Source organism: Chitinophaga oryzae, from assembly GCF_012516375.2.
Taxonomy (GTDB): domain Bacteria; phylum Bacteroidota; class Bacteroidia; order Chitinophagales; family Chitinophagaceae; genus Chitinophaga; species Chitinophaga oryzae.
Genome location: NZ_CP051204.2, coordinates 1,891,689 through 1,908,385, shown reverse-complemented (window position 1 = coordinate 1,908,385; position 16,697 = coordinate 1,891,689). Strand labels below are relative to the sequence as shown.

Here is a 16,697-nt window from a genome sequence, read left to right as displayed (position 1 = left end):
AAAAACCAGCTCTAATGAAAAGAGTGCTATTAAGCATGCCACCGCGCCGCCGCGGAGGCAGGAAACTCCTTTGCCTGTTACTGACAGGCTCCCTGTTGACCTGGCATAACCTGGTGTATGCCGGCGCCAACAGCCAGCAACAGGACCCCGAAAATCCAAGGGTATCCCTGCATATGACCAGAGCCAGCATGGCGGAAGTGATCTCACAGATCGAAAAACAGACCCGCCTGTCCTTTGCCTACGATGTCAGCATGCTCCCGCCGCGGGAAATCAACCTGAACATCGATGCACAACCCCTGAAAGAGGTACTGACCAAACTTTTCCCTGCCGACAAGTTTGACTATACCATCAAAGGCGACCAGGTGATCATCTCGGTGCGTCCTCCCAAAACCAATGCAGGCACAGGAAACGGCAATGGCAGCAGCAGCACCGCACAGGAAAAATTCATCGTCACCGGTAATGTCACCGACGGCGCCAACGGCCTCCCCGGCGTGACCATACTGGAAAAAGGCACCCACAACGGTACCAGCACCGATGAAAACGGCCGTTTCCGCCTCGCCGTGAGCGATAAAAACGCCGTGCTGCTCATCAGCTTCATCGGCTATGAGCCCCGGGAAGTGGGCATCAAAGGCAGCGCCACCATTCACGTGCAGCTGCAGACAGACCAGAAAAAACTGGATGAAGTGGTGGTGACCGCCCTTGGTATCAAAAAGGAGAAAAAAGCCCTTGGTTATGCTGTACAGGAAGTAAAAGGCGAAACGGCGGTGAAAGCCCGTGAACCCAATGCGGTCAACTCCCTCGCCGGTAAAGTGTCCGGCCTGGTGATCACCACGCCCACCCGTTTATTCCAAAACCCCGGCATCTACCTGAGAGGCGTAAAGCCGCTGATCGTAGTAGACGGTGTGCCCATCAACTCCGATTCCTGGAATCTCAGCGCCGACGATATCGAATCCTACAGCGTGCTTAAAGGCCCTAACGCCGCGGCCCTCTACGGCTCACAGGGACAAAACGGCGCCATCCTCATCTCTACCAAAAAAGGCACTACCGATAAAAGAGGCATCTCTGTGGAACTGAACTCCAGCACCCAGTTCCAGATGGGCTTCCTCGCCATCCCCGCCAAACAGGAAGAATACGGCCCCGGCTCCAACTTCCAGTACGAATATGTAGACGGTATGGGCGGTGGTACCAACGACGCCGACTACGACATCTGGGGACCTAAATTCGAAGGACAGCTCATCCCGCAGTATAACAGCCCGGTAGACCCGCAGACAGGTAAACTGATACCTATTCCCTGGGAGCGCCGCGGTCACGACAACCTACGTAACTTCCTGCGTAAAGGCCTGCTGTCTTCCAACAACATCGCTATCTCTGCCAACAACGACAAAGGCAATATGCGCATGTCGGTAACACAGCTGTACCAGAAAGGCGTAGTGCCCAACACCAAACTGGGCGGCACCAACGTCAATTTTTCCGGTACGCTGAACGTCAGCAAAAAAATGACACTGTCTACTGCCATCAACTACGACAAACAGTATACGCCTAATTATCCCGATGCCACCTATCAGCCCTCCAGCCCTATTTATACCCTGATGCTCTGGAGCGGCGCCGACTACGATATCCGCGATCTCAAAAACTACTGGATACCCGGCAAAGAAGGGATACAGCAACGCAACTTTGAATCCTACCAATATACCAACCCGTACCTCACCGCTTATGAGGCGCTGCACGGCTACTACAAAAATGACCTGTACGGGCACATCAAACTGAACTATACTTTCAACGACCACTGGAGCGCCTATTTCCGCACCAACGTCAGTACCTACGATCTCTCTGAAAGCAAACGCTATCCTATCTCCGGCTCTTACCGTTCCGGCGATGGCGGTTACTTCATCAAAGGTGGTTATAATGAATCCGGTGAAAACTACTGGGACAACAACACCGATGTGTTGCTGAGCTACAACAATAAAATCGGTAAGTCCTTCGACGTAAAAGCATCTGCCGGTGGTAACCTCCGTACGGTGAAATACAACAGGCTGTATGCGCACACCAACAACGGCCTGCTGCTGCCGCAGCTGTGGACCGTAGACAACAGCGTAGACCCGCCGGGCGCCACTTCCGTGAAAAACAAACGCCAGGTGAAAAGCGCCTATGCATCCGTTGACTTTTCCTTCCGCGATTATCTCTTCCTGGGAATGACCGGTCGTATGGACCAGTCCAGCACCCTGCCGGCCAATAAGAACGCCTACTTCTACCCGTCCGTTTCACTGAGTGCAGTGATGTCAGACATCATCCGTTTGCCCAAAGCAATTTCCTTCTGGAAAGTGCGCGCTTCCTATGCCAATGTAGGCGGCGACATGGTGAACGACGACGGCACCGCCAAATACAACCTGTACCCCAGCTACACCGTAGGCAGCCGCTGGGATGGCAATCCTGCTGAAGTGTTTGGCGATATTCTCTACAATCCGAACATTAAGCCAGCCTTCAGTAAGTCGTATGAAGTGGGCACCGATATCCGCCTGCTTGATAACCGCCTCGGTCTCGACGTATCTGTTTATAAGACGCTGGACGGCCCCCAGATATTCTACCCGGCCATCTCCGAAGGCTCCGGCTTCAAAACCCGCCAGATGAACGGCCTCGTGACCATGCGTAAAGGCATCGAAATATCGCTGAACGCATCGCCTGTTCGTTCTGCCGGTGGCTTTAACTGGGATGTGCTGGTGAACTGGTCTACCTTCCAGAAATATCTCAACAAAGTATACGACACGCTCAACGTGTACAACCGCGTGAAAATCGGCGAACGTATGGACCAGATCTTCATGACCGACTTCCAGCGTACGCCCGACGGAAAGCTGGTACTGGGCTCCAACGGCCAGCCACGCTCCAACTCCTACGTTTCCATGGTAGGACATGCCAACGATAAATGGGTAGCCAGTGTGATCAACACCTTCTCCTACAAAAACGTCTCCCTGAGAATACAGGTCGATGGTCGTTACGGTGGTAAGATCATCAACTACCTCGATCAGAAAATGTGGCAGGGCGGCAACCATCCGCTTTCCGCCAGCCAGTACCGTCAGGCCGACTGGGAAAACCGCAACACTGCCGGCTACAAAGGCACCTACGTACCGGAAGGCATGCAGGTGACCGGCGGCTCCCTGCAGGTAGACGGCGACGGCAACGTGATCTCCGACACCCGAAAGTTCGCTCCCAACACAACCCCGGTGCTGTGGCAGACATGGTCTAAAAACTATTACGGCAACGCCATCACCAACCTGTACGATCGTTCTTATCTGAAAATACGCGAAGTGGTGCTGACCTACAACCTGCCCTCTTCCCTGCTGAAACAAGCGAAAGTCATTAACAGGGCCAGCATTTCCGTGGTAGGCCGTAACCTGTACTATCTGGCGCATAAAGGCGTAAGAAATATCGACGTAGACCAATGGATAGACCAGAACGCCGGACTGGAGATGCCTTCCACCCGCAGCGTAGGTTTTAACCTTAACCTTGTTTTCTAAAAAATCAGACATGAACCGTACAACCAGAAATATACTAGCCGCCTGCCTGCTGCCATTGGCGATGACAGGCTGTAAAAACTTTGACGACCTGCGGGTAAACCCCAACGTGTCTGTGGTAGGCACGCCAAAACTACTGCTGACAGGGCTGGAGATGGATATGATCGGCGGACAGGGCTCTGCGCGAAGTGGTTTCTCTTCCGGCAGTGACCTCAGCGGCGACATGAGCAACAGCCCCTGGAGCTATACCCATATGAGCAACCAGTTCCTCGTGCTCGGCCACGATTATTACGGTAGCCAGGACTATGCGTGGGATAACGGCTCCAGCTACTATGGCAGTCTCCGTAACTCCGCACAGCTCGACCTCGAAGCGGCCAAGCAGGGTGCGGAACTGGCGGCTCCTTATTACGCTGTCAACAAGTTTATCCGCACGTTCTATTATCTGTCGATGACGTCACAGATGGGCGACATTCCTATGTCTGAAGCCATCAAGGGCGCTACAGACGGCATCTACGCCCCCCGCTACGATGCACAGAAAGACGTGTTCCTGCAGTGCTTTAAATGGCTGGAAGAAGCCAACGACTCCCTCGCGGCCATCAGTCAGCGTAACGCCAAAGCCACCGTAGACGGCGACATCTTCTATGCCGGCAACCTGCTCAAATGGAGAAAGGCCATCAATACCTGCTACCTCCGTGAGCTGATGAACCTGAGCATTAAAGTCAACGATGCTTCCCTCGACCTGAAAGGACGGTTTAACCGCATCATCAGCAATCCGGCGAAATACCCGCTGATACTCGATAATACGGACAACCTGCAAATGAACTACAACGCCAGCCAGAAGAGCAACAACTATCCGTTGTACCCGATGGAAGTAGGTATCCTGTCAGCCAAAAGAAATGCACTGGGCGCCACTTACATCAACATCCTGGATTCCCTGCGCGATCCCCGTGTGTTTATCGTGGCGGCTCCTGCCGATTCGTTGCCTGATGTTCCCGGCAATCCTTTTGCCCGCTACAAAGGCGCCAATACCGGCGACCGCCAGGACCAGATCTATATCGATATCAACAAAGGCCAATACAGTACTTTTAATATCAACTACTGGTTGAGCAGTCCCGCCGGTGTGCCCAATATCCAGCTGGGCGCTTCGGAGACGCACTTCCTGATCGCAGAAGCGATCAACCGTGGCTGGACCGGCGGCGACGCTGCGCAGCATTACCAAGACGGTATCACCGCCTCCATGAAGTTCTATGGTGTCAGCGATGCAGACATCGCCACCTTCCTCGCACAGCCGGCGATGCAATATGCCGGCAATAACGACACAGGGCTGAAGCAGGTGCTCACGCAGAAATATGTGGCCTTCTTCAACAATGCGGGATGGCAGGCATATTACAATTATCGTCGTACAGGCGTACCCGTATTCTCCATCGGTCCTTCTAACCAGAACGGTGGAAAAATACCTGCGCGGTTCATCTATCCGCAGTCGGAATACCAGAACAACAAAGCGAATCTGCAGGAAGCGCTGAAGCGGCAGTTTGGCGGGTCTGATACCCGAAATGATGTGATGTGGATGCTGAAGCCTTAAAATAAAAAAGCTGGTCTGTTGGTACAGACCAGCTTTTTTATCAGTTAAAAAATATTTAAAACGGCACTACTGAAATAGCCTTGTACAGCTTCGCAGGGTCATAGATCACACCGTTTTTAATCACCATTTTCGTTTTCCGGACATTGCTGATATTTTCTACCGGGTCGCCTGCCACCATCACCATATCTGCTGTTTTCCCAACTTTGATACTGCCCAGCTCCTTGCTTTTGCCGGTATATTCTGCCGTACCAAACGTAGCCAGCTGCAACACTTTCTCTGCCGGAATACCTGCCTTAACATACAGCTCCAGCTCCCGTTGATAGTCAAACCCCGCTGTACCATCGGTACCGGCAACGATGCGGATGCCATTGTCGTATAACAGTTTGGTCAGTTTTAAAAAGGCGGCGAACGACTGTATATAGGTGGAGTCCATTCCCGGCGGTACAGGTATGCCCCTGCCGCCGGCGCGCATGCTGCGTTGTATCTGTAACGGGAAATGGGTGATGATGTCTTTGTTTTTTTCTTCTATGACGCCATCGCGGCCGGTCAGCATCGGTTCAAACGCTACCAGCGTAGGGTCGGATGCGATATTCCGGGATTTCATCAGCGCGATAAACTGTTTCACCGGTTCGCTGTTAAGGTCCAGCGAAGCGGCCCGCTGTGCCGGGATCGCAAAACGCTGGGGCGTACGGGTATCGATGGTATCACCGAAGAAGTTCAGCAGCAGCATGTTCATATGCGTCACTTCGTTGTACCCGGCTTCTATGGCCTGCGCGGCGGTCATAAAAGCGGGAATATGGCCGCATACGCGCATATGGTATTTCTTCGCTTCCGCGATCAGCGGCTTCACCCACTCCGGTTTGATGGAGCTGTATAGTTTGATCTGATCATATCCTTTGTCAGCAAACATGCGGACAAACTTCTTACCTTCTTCTTCGTTGTGGATCAATATGCCGGTGGGCGCCGCCATGGGGCCGGCCCCGTCAATCAGTCCGCTGATGACTTCCAGATGCGGGCCTATCAGTTCACCGTTATCGATTTCTTTCCGGATAGTAAGCAGGGTGGTATCGTTTCCCATGTCCCGCGCATGCGTGACGCCGGCGGCGATGTGCATGATACCTTCCGGACCGTCGCCCATGTGCACATGCATATCCCAGAAACCGGGCAACAGTGTTTGTCCGCGGCCGTCCACGGTCTTCGCAGCCTTCTCTGTCAGCGGTTTTCCGACAGATACCGCTTTGATCTTTCCGGCGCCGATCAGCACGTCGGTATGCGGCTGTAAGGTAGCTTTCTCTGCATCGAAAAGGGTCACATCGCGGATCAGAATGTCTCCGTTTACCTTTTCAGGTATGTCTTTGGCCAGCTGGCTGTCATGCTGCCGCTCTATCTTTTTCTGTACCGCCAGCAGCTCTTTTACATAGGGTTCATAACCCTTACGGATCATCGAAAACCAGTCGCCGAGATATCCAAAGGTCACATTCTTTTCATCTGCCCAGATATACTCCGGTGTATAGTACATCCCGGAAATACGGCACAGCTGGAGCGATTGGCCGCCGGCTTTGTGTTGCAGCACCACTTCCAGCGTGGCTTCTCCGAATGGTAGCAGCTTTATTTTATTCCGGCCGGCTTTCAGCGCTTTGATGATGTTTCCGCTCTCTCCGTTCAGGCAGGTATAAAAAGCCTTTTCTGAAACAGGCCTGGATTCATTTTCAGCGGTATTCTTCCAGGTGGCCACACCATCTGTCAGGGAGAAATCTTCCGATATTGGTTTTTTGAAATAGTCTTTCCCTATGGCGTGGACATAAGTAGGATACCCGTCGCTGTCCTGGCGGTAGATGGTATGCAGGCTGTCGCCCCTGCCACGGTCGTTATACTGGTACCAGGATTCGAAGGTGCCGGGAGATGTTTCTATCACCTTCTTTTCGCCTTTGATATTTCCTGTTAAAATAAGTGAGTACCTGATCGTATCGTGCTGTTGGGCAAAAGTACAAACAGGTGTACTGAAACCAACCAGCAGTAACATCCTGAAGATGGCATTAGCGGGTAACATAAGCGGTTATCATTTTGGTTGAAAAGGATAAAGTAAATATAATGATTATTTCTTCTTCAATGGGTAAGACATCCGGTGACCGCCGTTCTCCTTTTCATCCAGATAGGGACAGTACAGGATATATTTTCCTTCTTCTTTTTCGATCCGGCCGAACCGCTTTTCGCTTTTCACCAGTACATCCCCTCCCTCCAGTACTTTTTTGAACGTAAAAAACAGCTGGCCGTCCATCTCAGTGGCAGCCAACAGGTACTTGTTATTCACCTGAAAGCCGGATTCGGTGAAGGTTACAGTGTTCCCTTCCACCTTCAGCGCCACTTCGATATGGGCCCCGGCATCGTCACCGGATGCATGGAGAACCGTAACATACGTTCCTTTCCAGGAAGCATTGACAGGAGCCGCCTGCAGCGTGTCTTTTTCTGAGGTAACCGTCATCCGCAGGTAATCTGAGGTGGCGGCATCATCGCCTTCTTTCTGCCAGGTTTTGATATATATCGTATGATTGTCTTTCCAGTACAGCTCCCTGGCCATCCAGCGGGAAGGCTGGAGGAAGATCCTTTTAATAACAGGATTATCTACCGTATAAATGCTGATATCCTCAGTGGGAGGCGGAATATGTTCGTACTCTTCATAAGGATTGTACCGTTTGCTCACGATCAGTCTTCCGTCCGGCGACAGGACCGGGAAGTTGCTGACCGTATCTTTTTTGCCGGTGACTTTATCAATCAACAGGACGTAATCCTGTTCATACCTATTTACTTCCACCAGGTATTTGTGCAGGGGTTTTAAATAACCCAGGTAGTGGTAAGACAACCTGTCTTCATCGTGGGGGACGCCGGCATTGTTCTTCAGCACTACCGCTCCCGCCTGGTCGGTAGGGAGGGCCAACTCACCACTGGCAACCCGGAACCTGGCGGTATCATATTCAACCTGGTTAAGGGCGGGCGGTTGGTGACGGCCGAATTCCGCTTCCGTAATGCCGGTCAGCTCAACGGATAATTGCCCTCGCGCCGGTGCAGTCGTTGCAACGGTGTCGCTCCTGCTGGCCGCTATGGTGCTGTCGGCGGTCGTTTTGCCGGGTATGCCCTGGTTACAGGCGTAGAGAAAGAAGGTAAACAGCAGGCTCGTGCGGGCTGTCCGGGTTATCTGATATAAACAATGACCGGTTGATGTATTCATGGATGGGAAACTTTCGGCGGGATATACCGCCCCGTTTTTTTAAAATAAAAATAGCCAAAATAGTTATATTGTGTTGTGTAGCTACTATTTACCTTACCCCGGTAAAACAGATCTATCTCAACCGCCAAACTTTTTTTAAATTCTGTTTTTACTGCTGACATAAGGTTGTCATGCTGAGGTTGGAATTTTGTTTTAATAAATACAAAATCCCATGAAACAGCTTGTTCTTTTATTTTCTGTCACTGTTATAGCGATTACCGCACTTTCACAACCTACAAAACAAGACCGTATGTTTACCGTAAAACCGTTTAAAATCGAAGTACAACAGTCTGTACTGGACGATCTTAACAACCGCCTCCGCCAGACCCGCTGGCCCGATGCCCCCGACAATGCCGGCTGGAACTATGGCACCGACCCTGTATTTCTCCGGGACCTTGTCGCCTACTGGCAAAGCAGCTATGACTGGCGCAAGCAGGAAGCTGCGCTCAACAAGTTTCCGCAGTTCACCGTGGAAATAGATGGCACCACCATCCATTTCCTGCACATCAAAAGCCCGAAAGCCAATGCCAAACCTTTGCTGCTGGTACACGGCTGGCCTGACTGTTTCTATCGTTTTCATAAAGTCATTCCCCTGCTGACCAACGACTACGACCTGGTAATCCCTTCCATTCCCGGCTTCGGTTTCTCCGGTCATGTAGCCATGACCGATGATGGCTCCGCTAAAGTCTTTGCGACGCTGATGAAGGATGTGCTTGGTTACCAGTCCTACTACGCGGCTGGTGGCGACGTAGGCAGCGGCATCGTCAAATCACTCGCTAACCTGTACCCCGAAAATGTAGCTGCCATCCACTTAACAGATGTAGGTTACCCGAACGGTTCAGAAGACTGGAGCACCATGACTCCCGCCGAACAGGCCTTTGGGCAGTTTATCCAGCAATGGTGGTTCCGGGAAGGCGCCTACGCCATGCTGCATGCCACCAAACCACAAACACAGGCTTATGGCCTGAACGACTCTCCTACCGGCCTCGCCTCCTGGATCGTGGAAAAATTCAACGCGTGGCGTACTCCCGGTGGCACACTGGAAGAACATTTCACCAAAGATGAGCTGCTGACCAACATCATGATCTACTGGGTAAGCCAGACGATCAACTCCTCCATGCGTACCTACGCCGTAGGCGCCTTTCAGCAGCTGGCCTCCGGGCAGAAAGTGAATACACCTACCGGCGTGGCTGTATTTGCCGGCGATGCGCCTACGCCGAAGGAATGGGCGGAAAGAAAAGCAAATGTGAAACGGTTTACCGTGATGGAAAAAGGCGGACATTTTGCCGCGCTGGAAGCACCGGAATTGTGGGTAGGAGAAGTGGATGCGTTTTTTAAGAGCGTAAAATAAAGACCGTATAAAAAGACAGCCCGCACGGGCTGTCTTTTTATCATTGCCAAATTCAGTACCTTTGAATTATATAAGGTTCAAAGCAATGACAGATAACTTCATTCCCACCGAATCACTGGCGCAGTTTTACAAGCGTACCGGCCAGGACATTCCATTGGGACTTGAATCCGGGAAAGCGCATTTTAATGTCCGGGAAACGCTCACCACCACCCGCAAGACACCTTTTAACCGGCGCGATTACTTCAAAATATGCCTGAGCCAAACGCCGGCAAAAGGCAGTGGCATACTACAGTACAATGACCAGGAAATACCGATCAATCAATGCTGCATTATTTTTAACAATCCGGCGGTGCCCACTTCCATAGAAGTAAATATCCCGTTCAACCGCTTCTATTGTTTATTCAATACTCCCTTTATAGAGGGTTCCATTCCTGCTGATATACAATACGCCTGCCCGTTGTTCAACCCGTCTCTCATGCCGGTCATACCCATTACCAAAGAAGACAGGCAACGGTTGAGCACCTACTTCACGCAAATGCAAACGCTGCAGGACAGCGACTATCCCTTTAAATGGGACATGATACGCCACCTGCTACAGCTGGTCATCCACGAAGGCATCCGTCTTCAGAAAAACCAGGAGATACCGGCCACTGTCGTCCGCGACCGGCTGGTAAACGATTTCCTCGCTTTATTGAACCAGCAGTTCCCGGTAGACTCGCCTGAATCTCCTTTGAAGTTATTAACACCAGCCCATTTCGCCAGCCAGCTGCATGTGCATGTCAACCATCTGAACAGCGTCGTAAAAAAGCATACGCATAAAACCACCCGCGACATCATCCATGAACGGGTGATCATCGAAGCGAAAACACTGCTGCGCAATACCAACTGGAATATCTCGGAGATCGCCTATGCGCTGGGGTTCGAGTACCCTTCCCACTTCAATAAATACTTCAAGCAGTTTACCTCCCGTACGCCCCTGGAGTTTCGCATGGGAAGGAAAACAACGGCTTAGAATCACCTTTGATTTGTATAACCATCCCTTTGAAACGTGTAATTACCACAGCTACCTGCCTTCCTACCTTTATGTCGCTAAATTAAAGCAACAAGTATGAGAAGAATCCAGGAATCAAAAATAGGATGGAACACGGTCATGTCGTTGTGCCTGATACCATTATCGGGCTTTGCCATGGATATATTCATCCCCTCCTTACCCGACATGGCGGTGCAGCTGCACGCCTCTCCGGCCGCTATCCAACTTACACTTTCGCTCTTTATTATCAGTTATGGTATTTCGCAACTGATCGTAGGCGGACTGATCGACACTTACGGCCGCTACCTGCCCAATATGATCGCCATTCTGGCCTTCAGCGCCAGCAGCTTTGTCATCGCCTGTTCCACTAATCTGCAGGTGATCTATGCCTTGCGCATACTACAGGGGTTTACCGTAGCGGTAATCGCCATCAGCAAGCGCGCCTTTTTTATAGACCTCTATAAAGGAGAAGCATTAAAGAAGTACACGAGCATGTTCTCGGTGATATGGGCCATTGCGCCGATCGTAGCGCCTTTCCTCGGCGGCTTTTTCCAGACCACCTGGGGCTGGTCCTCCAACTTCATGTTCCTCGGTTACTTCGGCCTGGCGTTTTTTGTTGTTGAACTGCTCATCGGCGGCGAATCCATGAAAGCAGCGCAGCCGTTCAGCGTTTCTTCTATGGTGCAGACATATGGCAGGATGCTCAGAACACCAGACTTCACTTCCGGCCTGGTCATACTCGGATTAGCCTACGGCATGATACTACTGTATGGCATGTGCAGCCCGTTCCTTATCGAGCGCCAGTTGCAGTTCTCAGCGGCTACAACAGGTTACTGCGCCTTATTCTCCGGCGTATCGGTCATGATCGGCGGATCGGTATCAAGGATGCTCGTAACCAAACCATTACGCCAAAAGCTGGTCCTGTCCAGCGTAATACAATTGATCGCAGTCGCCATCATGATACCGCTGACGCGCTACTACCACAATTTAGCGACGCTGTTATTGTATGTATTCCTGCTGCATAGCACCGCCGGCTTTATCTTCAACAACCTGATGTCGTATTGCCTGATCCGCTTTCCGCAATATGCCGGCAAAGCCAGCGGGCTAACGGGCGGCGGGTTTGCCGTAGTCACGTCTCTTCTCAGCTCATTGATGGTGAACACGATTGCTATTACCAACCAGGTTACGCTGGGTGCGGCGTATGGGATGATAGCGGTGGTTACCTTTCTATTTTTGCTGAAAACGAAGTGGAAAGAGGGGGAGGAAAGGAAGGTGGAGGTATCCGGACAACGGCTTTCAATGCAAACGATATCGGCAGAGGCGAATGTGTGAGCGGGTTATAAATTGAGAAACGGATATTCCTGTTCTAACTAATTGTAATTAGAAGATCTAAAGAGGTGGCCATAAAGGCCACCTCTCTCATTTGTTAAGATACTTTTCTACGGCAGCAGAGGAGTTGCCAACTGCTTTTACTGCTGCTCTTAACCGAGCTTCAGTGCAACCAAATTTCCTACACCAGTAATCAATTTCCCATTGCTCGCTAAGATTGATCTTACTGGCGTCCTGCGGCCTTCTTTTACTTAAATCATCAGACATAAACATTAAATTTAAATGAATATAGCTCCTGTGAAAGCTTCCCATTAAAACGTAACGGTTAAAAATATCGAATAATCGTTAAATTTAATGGGTATGAAAAAATCAAAATTTACAGAAAGCCAGATTATTGGGATTCTAAATGGCCAGGAATCAGGCAAATCGGTAGCCGACATCTGTCGTGATCATGGAATAAGCCAGGCGACATTTTATCAGTGGAAGTCGAAATACTCCGGGCTTGAAGTCAATCAGTTAAAGAAACTGAAGGATCTGGAGTCGGAACTTGCCCAGTACAAAAAAATAGTAGCGGAACAAGCCTTTCAGATCACCGTAATGAAAGATGTCATAGAAAAAAAGCTCTAACGCCTGCAGATAAGCGTGAGTTGGTGGATTATGCCCGTGATAGCCATAAAATGAGTATCCGGCAGGCGTTAAGATTGTTTCAAATCCATCCTTCTGTTTACTATTATAAACCATTGCCAGACGGTGACGAAGATATTCGGGAGAAATTATCTGAATTGTCGCAATTGCATAATCGCTGGGGATTCTGGATGATGCACCATTATCTGCGTAATCTGAACCACAAATGGAATCACAAGCGGGTATACAGGGTCTATACAGAGATGGGACTCAATATGAGGCGTAAGCATAAAAAACGCCTACCAGCAAGAATAATGGAGCCATTGCTACAGCCTCTCAGACCTAATATAACCTGGTCCATGGATTTTATGCATGACACACTAAGCAATGGTGTTACTTTCAGATCATTTAATATCATCGATGACTATAACAGAGAGGCTCTAAACATCACTATTGATACCAGCTTAACCAGCAAGCGTATTATCAGGCAGCTGGACCAATTGATTGCCTGGCGTGGACAACCGTTAAAGATCAGAGTCGATAATGGGCCGGAGTTTGTTGCTGAAGCACTCTCTCAATGGGCTGAGATCCGATGTGTCGAACTCAAATTCATCCAGAAGGGTAAACCTTTCCAGAATGGTTATATGGAGCGCTTCAATAGAAGCTACCGCGAGGAAGTATTGGATGCATTTTGTTTTACCCGCCTGGGGGAAGCTCAAATACTTTCAAACGCCTGGATGTGGGTGTACAACAACCAAAGACCACACAAGGCACTGGGTTACAGATCGCCAATAGATTTTCTATGTCGGCATCAAAAAACCAACACATTTCCTACTCTTCAAAAAGATGAAGGATTTGAGTGGGAAACCTTAGTTGAAAACGTTACTGTCTGAGGGAAGCTTTCACCTGGTCTCAGCACAAATGACACTGCCGGACATGGCTTTTAACCAGGTACCTTTCGAAGGTACTGGAAGCGTAAGACATCAAAATACGGGAACCCGTAAAGGTTGTCTGATATACCAGGTAATGAAATACGATCAGGCATAACGAAAACGATAAATATCTCCCAGAGAAAGTGAAATGCAAAGTTGTAGACACGAACCCTACACTACTATCAAAGGCTTCCATCGCCAAGTGCGTAAAAAGTAACCAAAACCAAAGGTACTTTTACCTCTGTATGGCCCTGTTAAAATTAATTTACCTCGCCGCCCGGAACATTCAGAGGAAATAGTCATAGTCCCTCCAAAACTGGAGCCTGACTGTGTCACAGTTGTCAATTATATTTGGCGATCGACTGAAATTACGATTATAAAATACTATTTGATACAGCTTGTTTTACACTCCCCTATTTGCTGAGGAAACAATGTTTAATCTAAAACCCGTTCAAAAATTCCAATAACCTGAAGGCTGGACAATCCATCTCCTTCAAGTACGATATCCTTGTAGGACTTGATGGTGGAAGAAGGTTTAAGTATAATGCGGTTATGCTTCCAGGTCCCATCAGGATAATGTGCTTTCTCACTGAAGTACTTTTTTACCGTATAACCTGAGCCGAAATCAGCATCCTGTATACTGGTGTGAGATACCAATACAACTTCCCCATTTCTGGTACCTCCCGTATATCTGCGAAATAAACATATGGCACCATTGGGAATTAGTCTATTCATGGATCTTCCCACCACTTCGCAAGCAAAATGGTCATCTGAAATTTTCACATCATCTGGTATCGGGTATCTTTCCATCTCATTATCAAATTGCTGCTGTTCACTAAAATCACCCGCTGCAGCTTTCAAATTAATCAGTGGGACGCTGTTCTTAAATGGAACAGGCTCCTTCTCTACTGAATTGCTATTGGCCAGGACCTCCTCGTAAGAAGGAATATAGCGGGTAAAATATTCCCGAAGCGCCTCATCACAGACATAAAGGTAAGTGCCTTTAATACCACGCAGCATTAGCGTTTTGTAGATATTAATAATGAAGCTCTTTAACTGTTCCGGGTCCTTAACTCCATTCTTTCCGTTCCTGTCATGATAGTTATCTTTCCGAATGATTATCTCTCCCCTTTCCTTATCAAAGCCAATCTCATTTCCGAAAATCACACCAGTATAGTTTAAATCGTATCCCTGTACAGTATGAATGCAGCCTACCTCGTTGATCGCATTAGGTGAATTAATCCAGTCTTTTGTGATGCTATTCCATTTCAACTCCAACCTATCAATTTTGATATCAACGGCTTTTTTGTTTTTTTTCGAGGCCCATGGCCAGGCGTATCCTGCCACCACTCTTGCCAATTTCCCTTTATTATCATGTTCTTTGACATGAGTTATCATCTGTTCCAAGTCATGAAAAATCCAGAAATCATATTTTTTAAACCATTTCACCTTTTTACTAACAATAGGCTTTACCGTCAGTAAAGCGTCGATAAACTTTACATACTTTAATCCACCCTTTACGCGAAACTGTGAATTCAGATAGGCAGTTTTTACATTTTCATTATTCTTCAGCATGTCAAACCTTTCCTGGAGTACATCGGAGGGCCGGATTGATTGAAATTCGTCGTAAAAGAATACGCTTCTATTGGATTGTTTTATTACCCAGTCCAACTCATCATTTTTCATTTTATCGAAGCCCAGCTCACTGCAAACTCTGTCAAACCCGCCAAAATAGCTGCCTAAATTCTCTCGTCTCCGTAGCCGATGTGCCTCATCCACTAAAACAATATCATAACGATTTCTTGCGAGATCCGCAGGTCCTACTACCATAGCAGCATTTAGTCCGTCTACATGCCTGAATATCTTCTCAACCGTTGACCTGAAGGAATCCACAGGAATAACCAATGCCATTCGGGGGTTGGGCCATTTCTGTTTTAGAAGTTTTACCAGTTCTGCTATTTTCATATCATCCTCACCAAAAAGACTAAAATTAAATTCTTCTTTCTCGGTATGTAACAGCTTAAACAGAAAAACGGCCAGTATGGTCTTCCCTGAACCCGCACCACCCTCGATTACAATCCTTTCATGCTTGTCTTCCAATAATGACTCCAGAATAGTTATCAGACTTTTCGCTTGCTCAGGATCTAATGTCTTATAAGGCGAGTACTTAAAAAGAGCAGAGTTACTAATTTCACTTAGTTCCTGACTGGCTATGCCTAATGAGCGAAATTTCTGCCATATGGACTCAAAAATTTTGTAGTACAATTCCTCCTTCTGATAATAGTTATGATCAGAAATACCCAGATTGCCATTAAGTAACTTGTACTTTCCATCTCCGGCTAAATACTTAATGCAGTATGCTTCGATATCAAGCGTAGCTGATTTATTAAATTTTTCGCCGGAAATTAAATATGCTTCCTGTAATTTGCTTTTTTCGGGATGGCCTAAGTGAGTGGTTAACCTTGTCACTACATCATACGTTTCGCCAACATAGGCAAGAGCGTTCTTTTTATCTTTTTCTTTCAATAGATAAACAACCGGCCAAAACTCATCGGTAAAGGGATCGTCAGAAAGTTGATTGATTGCGCTCTGGCTAAAGCCAAGCTTCTTAATGGCGTACTCTTGAGGGGTTTTCATAACTCGTTGTATTTCTTAGCACTACCTTTTGCCTTATCCACAGGGTATTTCAAGGCGTTCTTTTCAATTTTATCAGCTACGATCTGACCGACATCAAACCCGTACTTATCTGCTAACTGCAGCGCATAGGTAAAGATGTCTGCCAATTCCTCCTTTACTTTTTCAGCATCCGCTTCTTCAGCTTTTTTCCAGAGAAACAGTTCATTCAGTTCAGCAGCCTCAATACTTATTGCCAGTGCCAGGTCCTTCGCGTTGTGGAACTGGCTCCAGTCACGTTCCTGATTGAACTGCCGGATCTTGTTAATTAGCATTTGTAAATCGCTCATACAGTACAATTGATACCCTAATTTAAGAAACTAACACGATAAAGATTAAACGCTCTTTCTCATGATTAAATCGTGGATATCAAACTGCAATATACTTTGCTCAGATACAAAC

12 protein-coding genes and 1 pseudogene are annotated in these 16,697 nt (G+C 48.5%); 8 read left to right on the top strand and 5 right to left on the bottom strand.

Going from position 1 to position 16,697, the window contains the following annotated elements; all coding sequences use genetic code 11:
• The first annotated feature begins 14 nt into the window (after positions 1 to 14).
• The gene (locus tag HF324_RS07915) at positions 15 to 3,512 is read left to right on the top strand and encodes a SusC/RagA family TonB-linked outer membrane protein (RefSeq protein WP_168862244.1); all 3,498 of its coding nucleotides are present in this window, start codon (positions 15 to 17) and stop codon (positions 3,510 to 3,512) included.
• A 10-nt stretch (positions 3,513 to 3,522) separates the two neighbouring features.
• A complete protein-coding gene (locus tag HF324_RS07910; RefSeq protein WP_168811147.1) occupies positions 3,523 to 5,091 on the top strand; it encodes a SusD/RagB family nutrient-binding outer membrane lipoprotein in 1,569 nt (522 codons plus the stop codon).
• Between the two features lie 55 nt (positions 5,092 to 5,146).
• Here the strand turns inward: HF324_RS07910 and HF324_RS07905 are convergent, their stop codons facing one another.
• Together HF324_RS07905 and HF324_RS07900 are read right to left on the bottom strand one after the other, a co-directional pair.
• Positions 5,147 to 7,141 (bottom strand): amidohydrolase family protein, encoded by a 1,995-nt coding sequence (locus HF324_RS07905; RefSeq protein ID WP_168862243.1) that lies wholly within the window; start codon positions 7,139 to 7,141, stop codon positions 5,147 to 5,149.
• A 45-nt stretch (positions 7,142 to 7,186) separates the two neighbouring features.
• Positions 7,187 to 8,317: a hypothetical protein gene (locus tag HF324_RS07900; RefSeq protein WP_168862242.1), complete on the bottom strand. Its 1,131-nt coding sequence runs from the start codon at positions 8,315 to 8,317 to the stop codon at positions 7,187 to 7,189.
• Between the two features lie 289 nt (positions 8,318 to 8,606).
• On the opposite strand from HF324_RS07900, the gene HF324_RS07895 reads away from it, so the two are divergent.
• From HF324_RS07895 to HF324_RS07885, 3 genes are all read left to right on the top strand, one after another.
• Entirely contained in the window at positions 8,607 to 9,707 is a 1,101-nt protein-coding gene (locus HF324_RS07895) for an epoxide hydrolase family protein (RefSeq protein ID WP_168862241.1), read from the top strand.
• A gap of 61 nt (positions 9,708 to 9,768) precedes the next feature.
• Complete coding sequence (locus HF324_RS07890; RefSeq protein WP_168811139.1) at positions 9,769 to 10,719, top strand: helix-turn-helix domain-containing protein; 951 nt, start codon at positions 9,769 to 9,771, stop codon at positions 10,717 to 10,719.
• Positions 10,720 to 10,815: 96 nt separating this feature from the next.
• Positions 10,816 to 12,069 carry an MFS transporter gene (locus HF324_RS07885; RefSeq protein WP_168862240.1) on the top strand — a complete coding sequence of 418 codons (1,254 nt, stop codon included), beginning with the start codon at positions 10,816 to 10,818 and terminating at the stop codon, positions 12,067 to 12,069.
• 87 nt (positions 12,070 to 12,156) lie between these two features.
• Here HF324_RS07885 and HF324_RS07880 read toward each other — a convergent pair whose 3' ends face one another.
• Positions 12,157 to 12,333, bottom strand: coding sequence for a DUF3606 domain-containing protein (locus HF324_RS07880; protein ID WP_078672362.1), 177 nt, complete (start codon positions 12,331 to 12,333; stop codon positions 12,157 to 12,159).
• A gap of 93 nt (positions 12,334 to 12,426) precedes the next feature.
• On the opposite strand from HF324_RS07880, the gene tnpA reads away from it, so the two are divergent.
• The 3 genes and pseudogenes from tnpA to HF324_RS33945 all read left to right on the top strand — a co-directional run.
• Positions 12,427 to 12,693: an IS66 family insertion sequence element accessory protein TnpA gene (gene tnpA, locus HF324_RS33365; protein ID WP_168804560.1), complete on the top strand. Its 267-nt coding sequence runs from the start codon at positions 12,427 to 12,429 to the stop codon at positions 12,691 to 12,693.
• A 23-nt stretch (positions 12,694 to 12,716) separates the two neighbouring features.
• The gene (locus HF324_RS07875) at positions 12,717 to 13,583 is read left to right on the top strand and encodes an IS3 family transposase (RefSeq protein ID WP_220100703.1); all 867 of its coding nucleotides are present in this window, start codon (positions 12,717 to 12,719) and stop codon (positions 13,581 to 13,583) included.
• A gap of 217 nt (positions 13,584 to 13,800) precedes the next feature.
• Positions 13,801 to 14,002: pseudogene (locus tag HF324_RS33945) on the top strand (IS256 family transposase); the annotation flags it as partial.
• A gap of 55 nt (positions 14,003 to 14,057) precedes the next feature.
• Here the strand turns inward: HF324_RS33945 and HF324_RS07870 are convergent.
• Entirely contained in the window at positions 14,058 to 16,259 is a 2,202-nt protein-coding gene (locus HF324_RS07870; protein ID WP_168862239.1) for a DNA/RNA helicase domain-containing protein, read from the bottom strand.
• Positions 16,256 to 16,585 carry a nucleotide pyrophosphohydrolase gene (locus HF324_RS07865; protein ID WP_168862238.1) on the bottom strand — a complete coding sequence of 110 codons (330 nt, stop codon included), beginning with the start codon at positions 16,583 to 16,585 and terminating at the stop codon, positions 16,256 to 16,258. The genes HF324_RS07870 and HF324_RS07865 overlap by 4 nt, the downstream gene beginning before the upstream one ends.
• Positions 16,586 to 16,697 lie beyond the last annotated feature (112 nt).

What these genes read in the sequence shown, in the direction of transcription:
- HF324_RS07915 (WP_168862244.1), top strand. Translation starts at nt 15, where the DNA reads ATGAAAAGAGTGCTATTAAGCATGCCACCGCGCCGCCGCGGAGGCAGG.
- HF324_RS07910 (WP_168811147.1), top strand. Translation starts at nt 3,523, where the DNA reads ATGAACCGTACAACCAGAAATATACTAGCCGCCTGCCTGCTGCCATTG.
- HF324_RS07905 (WP_168862243.1), bottom strand. Translation starts at nt 7,141, where the DNA reads ATGTTACCCGCTAATGCCATCTTCAGGATGTTACTGCTGGTTGGTTTC.
- HF324_RS07900 (WP_168862242.1), bottom strand. Translation starts at nt 8,317, where the DNA reads ATGAATACATCAACCGGTCATTGTTTATATCAGATAACCCGGACAGCC.
- HF324_RS07895 (WP_168862241.1), top strand. Translation starts at nt 8,607, where the DNA reads ATGTTTACCGTAAAACCGTTTAAAATCGAAGTACAACAGTCTGTACTG.
- HF324_RS07885 (WP_168862240.1), top strand. Translation starts at nt 10,816, where the DNA reads ATGAGAAGAATCCAGGAATCAAAAATAGGATGGAACACGGTCATGTCG.
- HF324_RS07880 (WP_078672362.1), bottom strand. Translation starts at nt 12,333, where the DNA reads ATGTCTGATGATTTAAGTAAAAGAAGGCCGCAGGACGCCAGTAAGATC.
- tnpA (WP_168804560.1), top strand. Translation starts at nt 12,427, where the DNA reads ATGAAAAAATCAAAATTTACAGAAAGCCAGATTATTGGGATTCTAAAT.
- HF324_RS07870 (WP_168862239.1), bottom strand. Translation starts at nt 16,259, where the DNA reads ATGAAAACCCCTCAAGAGTACGCCATTAAGAAGCTTGGCTTTAGCCAG.
- HF324_RS07865 (WP_168862238.1), bottom strand. Translation starts at nt 16,585, where the DNA reads ATGAGCGATTTACAAATGCTAATTAACAAGATCCGGCAGTTCAATCAG.